This is a genomic window from Streptomyces sp. NPDC047315, from assembly GCF_040643215.1.
In the GTDB taxonomy this organism is placed as follows: Bacteria; Actinomycetota; Actinomycetes; order Streptomycetales; family Streptomycetaceae; genus Streptomyces.
Genome location: NZ_JBEYTZ010000009.1, coordinates 206492 through 219141 on the forward strand (window position 1 = coordinate 206492; position 12650 = coordinate 219141).

13 protein-coding genes and 1 riboswitch are annotated in these 12650 nt (G+C 70.8%); of the genes, 7 read left to right on the top strand and 6 right to left on the bottom strand.

Translation table 11 applies throughout. From position 1 onward, the window contains the following. Positions 1–29: 29 nt before the first annotated feature. Positions 30–1823 carry a phosphomethylpyrimidine synthase ThiC gene (thiC, locus tag ABZ842_RS13120; RefSeq protein ID WP_361536239.1) on the bottom strand — a complete coding sequence of 598 codons (1794 nt, stop codon included), beginning with the start codon at positions 1821–1823 and terminating at the stop codon, positions 30–32. After that, positions 1818–1990: riboswitch (TPP riboswitch) on the bottom strand. Its footprint overlaps the gene before it by 6 nt. Positions 1991–2061: 71 nt before the next feature. Between thiC and ABZ842_RS13125 the strand changes: the two genes are divergently transcribed. After that, the gene (locus ABZ842_RS13125; protein ID WP_361536241.1) at positions 2062–3450 is read left to right on the top strand and encodes a YibE/F family protein; all 1389 of its coding nucleotides are present in this window, start codon (positions 2062–2064) and stop codon (positions 3448–3450) included. Between the two features lie 16 nt (positions 3451–3466). Here ABZ842_RS13125 and ABZ842_RS13130 read toward each other — a convergent pair whose 3' ends face one another. From ABZ842_RS13130 to ABZ842_RS13145, 4 genes are all read right to left on the bottom strand, one after another. Continuing rightward, positions 3467–3904: an SsgA family sporulation/cell division regulator gene (locus ABZ842_RS13130; RefSeq protein ID WP_361536243.1), complete on the bottom strand. Its 438-nt coding sequence runs from the start codon at positions 3902–3904 to the stop codon at positions 3467–3469. Positions 3905–4142: 238 nt separating this feature from the next. After that, entirely contained in the window at positions 4143–4922 is a 780-nt protein-coding gene (locus ABZ842_RS13135; RefSeq protein ID WP_361536245.1) for a helix-turn-helix domain-containing protein, read from the bottom strand. 263 nt (positions 4923–5185) lie between these two features. Beyond that, on the bottom strand, positions 5186–5404 hold the full coding sequence (locus tag ABZ842_RS13140; protein ID WP_361536247.1) for a DUF5326 family protein: 219 nt from the start codon (positions 5402–5404) through the stop codon (positions 5186–5188). A 232-nt stretch (positions 5405–5636) separates the two neighbouring features. Continuing rightward, the gene (locus ABZ842_RS13145) at positions 5637–5954 is read right to left on the bottom strand and encodes a cupin domain-containing protein (RefSeq protein ID WP_361536249.1); all 318 of its coding nucleotides are present in this window, start codon (positions 5952–5954) and stop codon (positions 5637–5639) included. Positions 5955–6146: 192 nt separating this feature from the next. On the opposite strand from ABZ842_RS13145, the gene ABZ842_RS13150 reads away from it, so the two are divergent. From ABZ842_RS13150 to ABZ842_RS13175, 6 genes are all read left to right on the top strand, one after another. Beyond that, the gene (locus ABZ842_RS13150) at positions 6147–7274 is read left to right on the top strand and encodes a cystathionine gamma-lyase (protein ID WP_361536251.1); all 1128 of its coding nucleotides are present in this window, start codon (positions 6147–6149) and stop codon (positions 7272–7274) included. A gap of 260 nt (positions 7275–7534) precedes the next feature. Continuing rightward, a complete protein-coding gene (locus ABZ842_RS13155) occupies positions 7535–8425 on the top strand; it encodes a LysR family transcriptional regulator (protein ID WP_361536253.1) in 891 nt (296 codons plus the stop codon). A 139-nt stretch (positions 8426–8564) separates the two neighbouring features. After that, the gene (locus tag ABZ842_RS13160; protein WP_361536255.1) at positions 8565–9044 is read left to right on the top strand and encodes an NUDIX hydrolase; all 480 of its coding nucleotides are present in this window, start codon (positions 8565–8567) and stop codon (positions 9042–9044) included. A 143-nt stretch (positions 9045–9187) separates the two neighbouring features. After that, the gene (locus ABZ842_RS13165; protein WP_361536257.1) at positions 9188–9733 is read left to right on the top strand and encodes a DUF2269 domain-containing protein; all 546 of its coding nucleotides are present in this window, start codon (positions 9188–9190) and stop codon (positions 9731–9733) included. Positions 9734–9738: 5 nt separating this feature from the next. Then, positions 9739–10596, top strand: a complete 858-nt coding sequence (locus tag ABZ842_RS13170) for a GNAT family N-acetyltransferase (protein WP_361536259.1) — start codon at positions 9739–9741, stop codon at positions 10594–10596. A 76-nt stretch (positions 10597–10672) separates the two neighbouring features. Continuing rightward, a complete protein-coding gene (locus ABZ842_RS13175; RefSeq protein ID WP_361536261.1) occupies positions 10673–11128 on the top strand; it encodes a GNAT family N-acetyltransferase in 456 nt (151 codons plus the stop codon). Positions 11129–11241: 113 nt separating this feature from the next. On the opposite strand, the gene ABZ842_RS13180 is transcribed toward ABZ842_RS13175, so the two are convergent. Next, positions 11242–12627 (bottom strand): serine hydrolase domain-containing protein, encoded by a 1386-nt coding sequence (locus tag ABZ842_RS13180; RefSeq protein WP_361536263.1) that lies wholly within the window; start codon positions 12625–12627, stop codon positions 11242–11244. Positions 12628–12650 lie beyond the last annotated feature (23 nt).

A 12650-nucleotide genomic window follows, 5' to 3' on the forward strand; every position in this document is an offset into this window, starting at 1 on the left:
CAGGTCAGTCAGCCGGTCCATCACTCATGTCACTCGACCATCGGCAGGTACACCCTGTTGCCGCTCGCCGCGAACTCCTTGGACTTCTGGAGCATCCCCTCGGTGATCTCCTGCGCCGTCGCGTCGGGCGCCGCGTCACCGCCGAACTGCTCCGAGATGGACTGACTGATCTTCATCGAGCAGAACTTCGGCCCGCACATCGAGCAGAAGTGCGCCGTCTTCGCCGGCTCGGCCGGCAGCGTCTCGTCGTGGAACTCCCGCGCGGTGTCCGGGTCGAGCGCCAGGTTGAACTGGTCCTCCCAGCGGAACTCGAACCGCGCGTCGGAGAGCGCGTCGTCCCACTCCTGCGCCCCCGGGTGCCCCTTGGCCAGGTCCGCCGCGTGCGCCGCGATCTTGTACGTGATCACCCCGGTCTTCACGTCGTCCCGGTTGGGCAGCCCCAGGTGCTCCTTGGGCGTCACGTAACAGAGCATGGCCGTGCCCCACCAGGCGATCATCGCCGCACCGATGCCGGAGGTGATGTGGTCGTACGCCGGTGCCACGTCCGTGGTGAGCGGGCCGAGCGTGTAGAACGGCGCCTCCTCGCAGATCTCCTGCTGGAGGTCGATGTTCTCCTTGATCTTGTGCATGGGCACATGCCCGGGGCCCTCGATCATGGTCTGCACGTTCATCCGCTTGGCGATCTTGTTGAGCTCGCCGAGCGTCTCCAACTCGGCGAACTGCGCCGCGTCGTTGGCGTCCGCGATCGAGCCGGGCCGCAGCCCGTCGCCGAGGGAGTACGTCACGTCGTACGCGGCGAGGATCTCGCACAGCTCCTCGAAGTGCTCGTACAGGAACGACTCCTTGTGGTGCGCCAGGCACCAGGCGGCCATGATCGAGCCGCCGCGCGAGACGATGCCGGTCTTGCGCCGGGCGGTGAGCGGCACGTACCGCAGCAGCACGCCGGCGTGCACCGTCATGTAGTCGACGCCCTGTTCGGCCTGCTCGATCACGGTGTCCTTGTAGATCTCCCAGGTCAGCTCCTCCGCCCGGCCGTCGACCTTCTCCAGCGCCTGGTACAGCGGCACGGTGCCGATCGGTACGGGGGAGTTGCGCAGCACCCACTCGCGGGTGGTGTGGATGTTGCGGCCGGTGGACAGGTCCATGACCGTGTCGGCGCCCCAGCGGGTGGCCCAGGTCATCTTCTCCACCTCCTCCTCGATGGAGGAGGTCACGGCGGAGTTGCCGATGTTGGCGTTCACCTTCACCAGGAACCGCTTGCCGATGATCATCGGCTCGATCTCCGGGTGGTTGACGTTGGCCGGCAGCACGGCGCGGCCGGCCGCGATCTCCTCCCGTACGACCTCGGGGGAGACGTTCTCGCGCAGGGCGACGAACTCCATCTCGGGGGTGACCTCGCCGCGCCGGGCGTACGCGAGTTGGGTCACCGCCCGACCGTCCCGGCCGCGCCGGGGCTGGCGCGGCCGACCGGGGAAGACCGCGTCCAGATTGCGCAGCCCGCCGCGGGGCGAGGTGTGCTTGATCCCGTCGTCCTCCGGGCGCACGGGGCGTCCCGCGTACTCCTCGGTGTCGCCGCGGGCGACGATCCAGCTCTCGCGCAGCGGTGCCAGCCCGCGGCGCACGTCGGTCTCGACGGTGGGGTCGGTGTACGGGCCGGAGGTGTCGTACAGCGTCACGTCCCGGCCGTTGGTGAGGTGCACCTGACGGACCGGCACCCGCAGGTCGGGGCGGGAGCCCTCGATGTGCGCCTTGTGCCAGCCCGGTGTGCGGGCGCCGTCGACAGCGGGTTCGACGGCAGGCGTGCGTGCGTCCTGAACGGTCATGGAAGACCTACTCCCTACGCCGGCATTACCCGGTAACAGGTTCGGCGGTCGACGCAGCGGTGTCCGAGACGGGTTGCGTGCCGGCGCGCTCTCGCGCCGGTCGGCAGTGCGTCTACGGAGGTCAGCGCCCTCTCAGCCCGGTGCTCCGAGCTCCCGCGTGTGCAAAGGTGGCACCACGCTAGCGTCATTTCTGGCGTGCTGACCAGGGGGCCCCTGCCGTTCTTGCGATGATCGGTCGGTGACTTCACCACCGCCCGGCCCCCAGCAGGGCCCTGCTCCCCAGCCCGCGCACGACCAAGGCCATGGCCACGGCCACGGTCATGGAGATGGACACGGCCACGGACACGGGCACAGCCACTCGCACGGGCCGGCCGCTCCCGTCTCCCGGCATCTGCGCCGGGTCATCGCCGCGGTGCTGATTCCCTTCGCCACGGCCGTCGTCGTGGGGCTGGCCGTCCTGTGGCCCGGCTCCGCCCCCGGCCACGAGCGCACCGGCGTGGGCTTCGACCGGCAGACCGAACAGGCCACGGTGACCCGGATCGAGCGGATCGACTGCAAGTCCGTGAACTCCGCCCAGGTGCCGCCGACCGGGGACGCCGGCACGCCCCAGGGCCGCGAGGCGATCGCCGCGCAGGACGGCGAGTGCAAGAAGGCCACCATCGAGATCGACTCCGGACAGCACAAGGGCCGGGTGTTCGCGGAGGTCGTCCAGCCGGACGCGGTGCGGCAGTTGGAGAAGGGCCAGGAGGTCGTGGTGGCGTACGCCCCGGACGCGCCGCCGGACCTCCAGTACGCCGTCGTCGACGTGAACCGGAAGGTCCCGCTGGCGGTGGTGGCCGGGATCTTCGCCCTCGCCGTGGTGCTGGTGGGGCGGATGCGCGGGGTGATGGCGCTGATTGCGCTGGTCATCTCGTTCGCCGTACTGACGCTGTTCATCCTGCCGGCGATCCTGGCAGGGTCCAATCCGCTGGTCGTCGCGGTGGTCGGGGCGAGCGCCATCATGCTGATCGCGCTCTACATGTGTCACGGGCTGACGGCGCGCACCTCGGTCGCGGTCCTCGGGACGCTGATCTCGCTGCTGCTGATCGGGCTGCTCGGTTCGGTCTTCATCGAGTGGGCGGTGCTGTCGGGCAACACCGACGACAACACCGGGCTGATCCACGGGCTGTACCCGGAGATCGACATGAGCGGTCTGCTGCTCGCCGGCGTCATCATCGGCTCGCTCGGCGTGCTCGACGACGTGACGGTGACCCAGACCTCGGCCGTGTGGGAGCTGCGGCAGGCGGATCCGGGCATGGGGCCGCGGGCGCTGTACCGCGCGGCCATCCGGATCGGCCGCGACCACATCGCGTCCGTGGTGAACACGCTGGTGCTCGCCTACGCGGGTGCCGCGCTGCCGCTGCTGCTGCTCTTCACCATCGCGCAGAGCCCGGTGGCGACGGTCGCCAACAGCGAGTTGGTGGCGGAGGAGATCGTACGGACCCTCGTGGGGTCGATCGGTCTGGTCGCTTCGGTCCCGGTGACCACCGCGCTCGCGGCGCTGGTCGTCTCCGCCGACCGTCCGCAGACGGGTGCGGCGATCCCCGCGAGCCGTGGTTCGGGCCGGGGCCGGCGCCGCAAGAAGTAGCCGGCGCGGGCTCCGTTCAGCCGGCGTTCTCGCCGGTGAGGATGGACCTGAGCACCTGTTCCAGCTCGGTGTCGAAGTCGCCGAAGGCCCGCTCCTGTCCGAGCGGGACCAGGCGGTCGGTGCGGTCGAGGAAGGCGACCACGGGGGCCGCGCTGACCTGGAAGTACGCACAGTCGCCGCCGACCTGGAGCCGGATGCCCAGGTCGGCGAGGTCTCCGGGGCCCATCGGCGCGATGTGCACGTCGCCGTCCCCGCTCGGGCCGACGATCCCGTCGAGCAGCAGATCGCGGCTGAAGGCCCAGGTCACCGGGGCGTCGCCGGGCAGGTGGAAGGTCATCCGCACGGCGTACGGGTCCTCGATCCCGTAGCGCAGCTCCACCGGGATCCGGAACGAGAGCTCCTCGGAGACAAGGAAGTTCATCAGGACCTCGGCCTGGACCGACTCGTCGCGCATCGTGTACCCCGCAATGAAGGAGGCCCGGATCGGGCCTGGTTGGCAGCCTTCTGGATGAAGTCAGCAGAAAACGGGTCAGGAAGGATACCCCTGAACCTCTTCCCACAATCGTGCTGTATGCGACCAGAGGACTACAAGGAGTGATTTTTCAGATACTGATAGATCAGGTGAATCGGTTGGCTGAGAGCTGGTGAGCAGATGGAGTGCAGATGGAGAAGGAGCAGGTCGGGAGGGTGGCTCAGATGCTGATGGAGAAGGCGAGGGAGCTCAGCAAGCGGCCTATACCCGTCCTCAGTTGCTCGATCGCCGGGAGCAATCGTTCCTCCTGATCGAGCGGGAGGGATATCGCCATCGCCGCGGCACCGGAGCCCGCCGTGATGGGGATGGCGGCGCAGACCGTGCCGACCGCGTACTCCTGTCGCTCGACCACGGGGTCCGTGCGCCCCGTCGCCGCGAACCGGTCCAGCAGGGTGCGCCGGTCCGGTACGGAGTGGGGCGTCAGGGGCCGCACCGGATACCGGTCGAGGTGGTCGTGGAGGGCCGCTTCGCCGAGCTGGCCGAGCAGGCACTGACCGAGGGCGTGTGCGTGCCCGGTCGCGCGGAAGTCGGCCCACTCGCGGACGGCGGGGGTCTGCGGTGCGTCGGCGATGCCGGCGATGTCGATCTCGCCCTCGCGGTAGACCGCGAAGTAGACGGGCACGCCGATGGCGTCCCGCCAGTGCTCCAACGACTCCTCCAGCTTGCTGCGACGATTCTGCACCGTCGCCCCGCCGACCGGGCTCAGCCGCTCAAGGGCGTCCCCGAGCAGGAACACCCCCTTCTCCCGGCGCAGATACCCCTCGTGCGCCAGGGTGCGCAGCAGGTGGTACGCGGTGGGGAGGGGGAGGCGCGCCTGCCGGGCCAACACCTTCGCCGGCGCGCCCCCCGGGTGCCGGGAGGCCGCCTCCAGCAGCCTGAGCGCCCGCTGCACGGATGTGATCAGGGTGGGGGGAGCGCCTTCGCTCGCCGCCGTGGCCACGAATCACCCCCAGAATGTCCTGACGTGGTGACGGGCGACTCGCCCGTCCGCGGGGGCCGTCCCCGTGGATCCGCCGTGCCGGGCCGCCCGGTTCCCACGTCTCCCCTGACGGGGGAGCGCTCACGGGCGCACGACAGGGCGCACTAGGGGTGGTGAAACCGGATGCCCAGCGGCGGACTGCCACTGTAATGGCCATTCAACCAATGAGACCCTGCGTTGGCCCGGGGTTCCCTCGCCTGGGTTAAAGCTGTACCGCGCAGTGGTTACCAGTCCCCGCGGGAGTTCGATGATCCCTTGAACTTCCGTACGACGAAGACGAGTCCGCCGACGAGGGCGACGAACGCCAACATCTTGAAGAGCAGGCCGATCACGAAGCCGACGACGCTCGCTATCAGACCGCCGAAGACCGCGAGCGCGACCAGCGGGACCGCGACCCACTTCACCCACCACGGCAAACCGGTCAAGATCTCCCGTACCGCCATCGTCGTCCCTGCCTCTCCTACTCGTCCCGCTCGGGTGTTCGTCCCGCTCGGGCGTTCATTGCACTCGGGTTCGTCCCACTCGGGTTCGTCCCACTCGGGTGTTCATCCCGCGCGGGTGTTCGTCCCGCTGGGGGTTGCCGCCTTCGATGCTAGGCGGGCCGGGTGCGTCGCGGGCGGTCCGTGGCCCTTGATCTCCCCTGACCCGTCCCTTAGGGCATCCCGGAGGGGCGTCTCAGCTCTCAGGCGGAGAGAAGACGACCAGGACCCGTAGGTCCTCGGTGATGTGGTGGAACTTGTGTGCCACTCCGGCCGGAACGTAGATCACACTGCCGCGCGCCACCGCGGTGGTCTCCATGCCGACGGTGATCGAGGCGCGACCGCTCACCACGAAGTACACCTCGTCCTGGCGGTGGGGCTGCTGGGGGTCGACGGTGCCCGCGTCGAGCGCGTACAACCCGACCGACATGTTCCGCTCCCGCAGGAACTGGAGGTACGCACCGTCGTTCGCGGCGCGTTCCGCTTCCAGTTCGTCCAGCCGGAATGCCTTCATCGTGCTCCGCCCTGCTGTCGTGTCCGATCACGTCAGCCACGATCAGACACAGGAAGGGATGCGCCGTCAAGACGGGCCCCGACGGACCCGGAGGCGACCCCCGTGGTCCCGGTCGGCGGCGCCGTCCCGCAGGATGGCGGAAGAGCGCACGGGCGCGGAGCGGTGAGAGGAGCGTGACGGGCCGTGGGAGCCATGGACACAGGCATCGGCGACGGTACGAGGGCCGTACGGGCGGGGCTGCCCAAGCCGGTGAAGTACGAGCCGCCCCTTCCGGGCCCCGTCTTCGCCGCCCACTACCACCTGCCGGGCGAGCCGACCGGGCCGTACACCTACGGCCGCGACACCAACCCGACCTGGACCCATCTGGAACAGGCCATCGGGGAGCTGGAGGCGCCGGGCGAAGCCGTGGAGACCGTGGTCTTCTCCTCCGGGATGGCGGCGATCTCCGCCGTCCTCTTCTCCCGGCTGCGCGCCGGGGACACCGTGGTGCTGCCCAGCGACGGCTACCAGGCGCTGCCCCTGGTGCGCGAGCAGTTGGAGGCGTACGGGATCGAGGTCAGGACCGCGCGGACCGGCGGCGACGCCCAGCTCACGGCGCTGGAGGGGGCCCGGCTGCTGTGGATCGAGACCCCGTCCAACCCCGAGCTGGACGTGTGCGACGTACGCCGGCTGGTGGCCGCCGCACACGCGACGGGCGCGCTGGTCGCCGTGGACAACACCCTGGCGACGCCGCTCGCCCAGCGGCCCCTGGCCCTGGGCGCCGACTTCTCCGTGGCCAGCGACACCAAGGGCATGACCGGCCACGGCGATCTGCTGCTCGGCCATGTGACCTGCCGGGACGCGGAGCTGGCGGCCGGCGTGCGGCACTGGCGCAAGGTCGTCGGGGCGATCCCCGGCCCGATGGAGACCTGGCTGGCGCACCGCTCGCTGGCCACCCTGCACCTGCGGATCGAGCGCCAGTGCACCAACGCACTGGCCGTCGCCCGGGCGTTGGGCGGACGGCCGGAGGTGACCGGGCTGCGCTACCCGGGCCTGCCGGACGACCCCTCGCACCGGCTCGCCACCGCGCAGATGCGCCGGTACGGCGGGGTGCTCTCGTTCGTCCTGCCCGACCGCGAGCACGCGGAGCGCTTCCTCGACGCACTGCGGCTGGTGGACGACGCCACCAGCTTCGGCGGGGTGCGCTCCTCGGCCGAGCGACGCGGGCGCTGGGGCGGGGACGCGGTGCCGGAGGGCTTCATCCGGCTGTCCGCGGGCGCGGAGGACACCGATGACTTGGTGGCCGACGTACTGCGGGCGCTGGACGAAGCAGCGGCTTAGGGCAGGCCCTCAGGGCGGGTCCGGGGTGTGCCCGGAGCGTGTTCCCCCCTGCCCGGGCACACCGGGCGGGCGGTCCGAGCCTCCCCCCTCATGGCTCGGACCGCCCCGGTTCATCCCCCCGAAGAACCGCCCGAACAAGGCTAGTTGACTCTGCGTCAGTGTCCAATCACAGTAGCGACAGCACCCTATCGACTTATTTATAGTTGTCCGGTCCGCGGACACCGTCGTCCACGGACGCAGTCGGTCAGGAGGCGCTCGGCATGGATCTGGCGCTGCTGCGCACTTTCGTCACGGTGCACCGGGCCGGTTCGTTCACCCGTGCCGCCGCCCTCCTCGGACTCTCCCAGCCCGCCGTGACCGGTCAGATACGCACGCTGGAACGCCAGCTCGGGAAACCGCTGTTCCTGCGCCAGGCCAGAGGCGTCACCCCCACCACCATCGGGGACGAGCTCGCTCATCGCGCGGCACCGCACCTGGACGCCCTGGTGGAGATCGCCGAGGCCGGTCTCGACGAGGAGTCCGGCGTCCGCACCCTGCACCTCGTGGGGCCCCCGGAGTTCACCTCGATACGGGCGCTGCCCGCCCTCACCCCGCTGATAGCCCAGGGGCTCGCCCTGCGCGCGTCGTTCGGGAACGCCGAGGGCGCGATGGACGGGCTGGCCGCCGGGCACCACGATCTGGCCATCACCACGGCCCGGCCACGCGGGAAATTGCTGACCTCGACTCCGCTCTGCGACGAGGAACACGTCCTGGTGGCCTCCCCGCGCTGGGCGGCCCGGCTGGGCCCCGACGTGCTGCGCGGCGGGCACGTGGTGCTGGAGCAGCTGCCGGTGGTCGAGGTCCACGAGTCCCTGCCCTTGGTCTCGCGCTACTGGTCCGCCGTGTTCGAGTCCCGGCCCGCCGCCGCGGGGACGGTGATCGTGCCCGATCTGCGCGCCGTGCTGGAGACCGCGGTCTCCGGCGCCGGGCTGGCCGTGCTGCCGCGCTATCTGTGCGAGGACGCGTTGAAGAGCGGCCGGGTGGTGGCGCTGCTCGACCCCCCGGTCCCGCCGCTGCGGACGTACTTCCTCGTCGTGCGCACCGGGACGCTCGCACTTCCGCACATCGCACGGGCCCACGAGTGGCTGATGCGCGCCGCCCACGAGTGGTGACGGTCCACGAGCCGTGAAGCTCCACGAGCGGTGACGGTCCACAAGTGGTGACCGTCCGAGAGCAGTGACCGTCCGCGACCGCGCGCTGACCGGGTGCTCCGGGAGTTTCAGAGCGGTCGACACGGGCCATGGTCCAGACATGACCCAACGGCCCGTGGTCAAGCGCACCGCACGCGCCATTCTGCTCGACGGCGACGATCTGATCCTGATCAAGCGGACCAAACCCGGCGTCGATCCGTACTGGCTGACGCCCGGCGGCGGGGTCGAGCCTGGGGACGCCACCGTCGTCGACGCCCTGCACCGCGAGGTGGACGAGGAGCTGGGCGCCAAGATCACCGACGTGGTCCCCTGCTTCGTCGACACCGTGGAGCACATCGCGGGCGGCGGAGTGGCCGGAGTGAAGGTCCAGCACTTCTTCGTCTGCCGGTTGGAGTCCATGGATCCCGCCCGACGACACGGCCCCGAGGTCGACGACCCCATCGGGACGTACGAGATCGTCCGGGTGCCCTTCAGCCGGATGGGGATCGCCGGGGTCCATCTCGTACCGCTCTCCCTGCGGCACTACCTCGACGGCAACATCGAAGGGGTACGGGCGATGCACGCGCCCGACCTGGGCTGAGCCCCGCCTGCGGCCCGCCCCGGGGCGGGTCGCAGGCCTTCTGGTGGAGCAGCAGGCGGGCCGTGCGTACGCCCAGGCTCGTACGGGCGGTTACTCCCGCTGTCGGACGCGATGCGCGGGACGTCCGCGGCACGGTGTTTCACGTGAAACCACTCAAACGCCCGGTACGCCGGAGCCTTCTCGTCGTCCACGTCTGTGCGGCGGCCGGCTGGCTTGGACTCACCCTCGGTCTGCTCGCCCTGGCCGTCACGGCGACCACCACCGAGTCCGCCACCACGGTCGGGGCCGCCGCCCGGTCGATGAAGGTGTTCACGGACTGGCTGGTGCTGCCGCTCGCCCTACTGACGCTGCTGAGCGGACTCGTCCTGGCGCTCGGCACGCCCTGGGGGTTGGCCCGGCACCGCTGGGTGGTCATCAAGTTCTGGATCACCCTGGCCACCGTCGTCGCCTCGACCTTCGCCCTACGGCCCGGGGTCAACGAGGCCGTGGACGCCGTCTCCGAGCACGCCGCCCTCGCCTCCCCCACGGATCTGGTGATGGGCCCGATCGTCTCCCTCAGTGCCTATCTGTTCATGACCGTGATCTCGATCCTCAAGCCCTGGGGGCTCACTCGCCGCGGTCGACGGTTGCGGGCCGAGATCAGTTCCAGGAAAACACTGGACGAGCGATCACCGAGGCAGACAGTCTGACTTCTATGTCGACAGCGCTGCCCGAGCTTCCGATCCGCCGCCTCACCAGGGACGACCTCACACTCTGCGCCGACCTCTCCGAGGGACGGGGCTGGGCGCGCGACGAGGGCGGGTGGGGCCTGCTGCTGGCAGCGGGCACGGGATTCGGCATCGACGACCCCACGGGGAAGGGGCTGGCGGCCTGCTACGTGGTGACGTCCTACGGTCCCCGGCTCGCCGCCATCGGCAAACTGCTGGTCGCCACGGCGTACGAGCGCCGAGGCCTCGGCGGTCGGCTGATGCGCCATGCGCTGGAGGCCGCCGGCGAGACCCAGCTGCTGCTGTACGCCACCGCGTACGGCCAGCCGCTGTACCAGAAGCTGGGGTTCATCGAGGTCGGACGGGTCGAGCGGTTCCACGGGCGACTGCGCGACACGGCGGTGGACGCACCGGCGGGCCTCGTCACACGACGGGCGATGGCCGAGGACATCCCGGAGGTCGTCCGGCTGGACGCCGAGTGTTTCGGGGTGGACCGCACCTCGTTGATCACCCGGCTGCCCGCCGCCATGGACCAACTATGGGTCGCGGAGGAGGACGGCTCACTCGTCGGCTACGCGGCGAGCTGGCCGGGCGCCAGCTCGACCATCGCTCCGGTCACCGCACGGGACAGCCGTACGGCCCGGGCCCTCATCGCCTCGCTCGCCCGCAACACGGCCGGCCCCCTCCGGATGCACATCGACGTCCGGCACAAGGAGTTGCTGGACTGGGCACGGGAGAGCGGTCTGGAGTCGGCCGAAGGCACCGTCATCATGACCCACGGCGGCGGCGACCTCCCGAGCGACTGGCGGCGCTGCTTCTCCCCGCTCTCCCTGGCGACGGGCTGATCGGCTCGACGGGCTGGCCGGCTCGACGATGGCCCCTGGCGAGGCCCAGGGGCCAGCCGCGCGTACCCTGCGGACCATGAGCGATGACCTGGAGATACGCCCCGCAGCGACCACCGACGTCCCGGCCATCGTGGCGATGCTCGCCGATGATCCACTGGGTGCCCAGCGGGAGTCCCCTGATGATCTCGGCCCGTACCTCACCGCCTTCGAGCGGCTGGCGAACGATCCCCACCAGCACCTCATGGTGGCCGTACGCGCAGGGCGCGTCGTCGGCACCCTGCAACTCACCGTCATCCCAGGGCTGTCCCGCCGCGGGGCAACCCGCTCCGTCATCGAGGGCGTCCGCGTCCACGCGGACGAACGTGGCAGCGGGCTGGGGAGCCGACTGATCGAGTGGGCCGTCGAAGAATCCCGTCGACAGGGTTGCCAGCTCGTCCAGTTGACCTCGGACGCCACCCGCAAGGACGCCCACCGCTTCTACGAGCGGCTGGGCTTCGAAGCCTCGCACCTCGGCTTCAAGCTCCCCCTCTGAGATACGGGGTCCTACGAGACCGGCCGCGGGCGGGCCGCGGGGTCGGCAGGCAGGGGCGGAGTGCACGTTTCACGTGAAACACGGCACTCCGCCCGACACGGCCATCCTCGGCGTCAGCCGGCGAGCCCCCGCCAGCCCTTGGGGTCGACACCACCGGGTACGCCCGCATCCGGCTCGTAGGGCTCGCGTGTGAAGACGAACGAGGCCAGATCCAGATGGCGGACCGAACCGTCCTCCCGGCGCACCACGCGCAGCGTCTCCCCCGCGTAGTACCCGTTCTGACCGATCCACGTGCCGTCGGCCCGGGCCTCGAACCGTGCCCCGCGGCCGTAGTCGTTCAGCGGCTGGAGTTCCACTGCCTGCTCGGGGTGCAGCCGTAGCCCGTAGGGCTTGGTCCCCCAGTACCAGGTCCCGGTGAGCGCCAGCAGCTCCGGGTCGACCTCCTTCAGCGGTCGCCAGGGCGCGGGGATCCGCGGCTCGGCCTCCGCCACGATCCGTACGAGTTCCGCCGTGACGGCCCAGGGCTGGGGCCCCGAGGTGGCGTTGGCGAGGGCCGCGGCAACGACCCCGTCGGCCGGGCTCACCAACAGTCCCGCGAGGAATCCGGGCAGCGAGCCGAAGTGCCCGATCAGCGTGCGCCCGTTCACCTGGAGGACCTGGAGCCCGAGCCCGTAGGTGCCGCCCCAGTCACCGGCCTCCAGGGGCGTGGCGGGCACCGCCATCTCCCGTACGGACGGGGCGCTCAGCACCCGCTCGTCGCCCTCCGCGAGGAAGGAGCCGAACCGGCAGAGGTCACCGACGGTCGACCACATCTGGCCGGCCGGAGCCATCAGCCCGAGGTCCTCGACCGGCTCGGGCAGCAGGGCGTCGGCCCACGGGTGCACCGCCCAGCCCTCCGCGTACGGGGCCACGGGCCGTACGCCGGTGCGCTCCAGGCCCAACGGCCGAAGGACCTCCTGCTCCAGCACCTCGGCCCACGGCTTCCCGCGCACCGCCTCCACGAGCGATCCGAGGAGCGTGTAGCCGGGGTTGGAGTAGTGGAAGCGACGGCCGACGGGGTGTTTGCCCGGCTCCTCGCCGAGGACGTCGGCGAGCCCGGGGCGCAGCGCGGCCGGGGTCCGCTCCCACCAAGGAGCCGGCGTCTCGGCGCCCAGGCCGGCGCCGTGGCCGAGGAGCTGGGCGATCGTCACCTCCCCGACTCCGGTGCCCGGCAGGTGCTGCTCCAAGCGGTCTTCGAGGTCGAGCAGCCCTTCGTCGCGCGCCCTCATCACCAGCACCGCGGTGAAGGTCTTGGTGATCGAGCCGATGCGGTACTGGGTGTCGGTGCCCTGCTCGGGTCCGTCGGCGGCGGAGCGGGCGGCGCTCCACACGAGCCGCCCCTCGCGGGCGACCCCGGCGACGAGGGAAGGCGTGCGCCCTTCCGTCTGGGCGGTGGCGACGTGGTGCAGCAAGGTGCGTTCGGTGGAGGGGAGCAGCCGCTCCGTCAGCGGTGAGGTCATGCAGCAGGTCTATCGCACCGCCG

Excerpts from the sequence above, each read along its gene's own strand:
- ABZ842_RS13155 (WP_361536253.1), top strand. The coding sequence starts at position 7,535 with ATGGATCTGGCGCTGCTGCGCACTTTCGTCACGGTGCACCGGGCCGGT.
- ABZ842_RS13150 (WP_361536251.1), top strand. The coding sequence starts at position 6,147 with ATGGACACAGGCATCGGCGACGGTACGAGGGCCGTACGGGCGGGGCTG.
- ABZ842_RS13160 (WP_361536255.1), top strand. The coding sequence starts at position 8,565 with ATGACCCAACGGCCCGTGGTCAAGCGCACCGCACGCGCCATTCTGCTC.
- thiC (WP_361536239.1), bottom strand. The coding sequence starts at position 1,823 with ATGACCGTTCAGGACGCACGCACGCCTGCCGTCGAACCCGCTGTCGAC.
- ABZ842_RS13140 (WP_361536247.1), bottom strand. The coding sequence starts at position 5,404 with ATGGCGGTACGGGAGATCTTGACCGGTTTGCCGTGGTGGGTGAAGTGG.
- ABZ842_RS13130 (WP_361536243.1), bottom strand. The coding sequence starts at position 3,904 with ATGCGCGACGAGTCGGTCCAGGCCGAGGTCCTGATGAACTTCCTTGTC.
- ABZ842_RS13180 (WP_361536263.1), bottom strand. The coding sequence starts at position 12,627 with ATGACCTCACCGCTGACGGAGCGGCTGCTCCCCTCCACCGAACGCACC.
- ABZ842_RS13145 (WP_361536249.1), bottom strand. The coding sequence starts at position 5,954 with ATGAAGGCATTCCGGCTGGACGAACTGGAAGCGGAACGCGCCGCGAAC.
- ABZ842_RS13170 (WP_361536259.1), top strand. The coding sequence starts at position 9,739 with ATGTCGACAGCGCTGCCCGAGCTTCCGATCCGCCGCCTCACCAGGGAC.
- ABZ842_RS13175 (WP_361536261.1), top strand. The coding sequence starts at position 10,673 with ATGAGCGATGACCTGGAGATACGCCCCGCAGCGACCACCGACGTCCCG.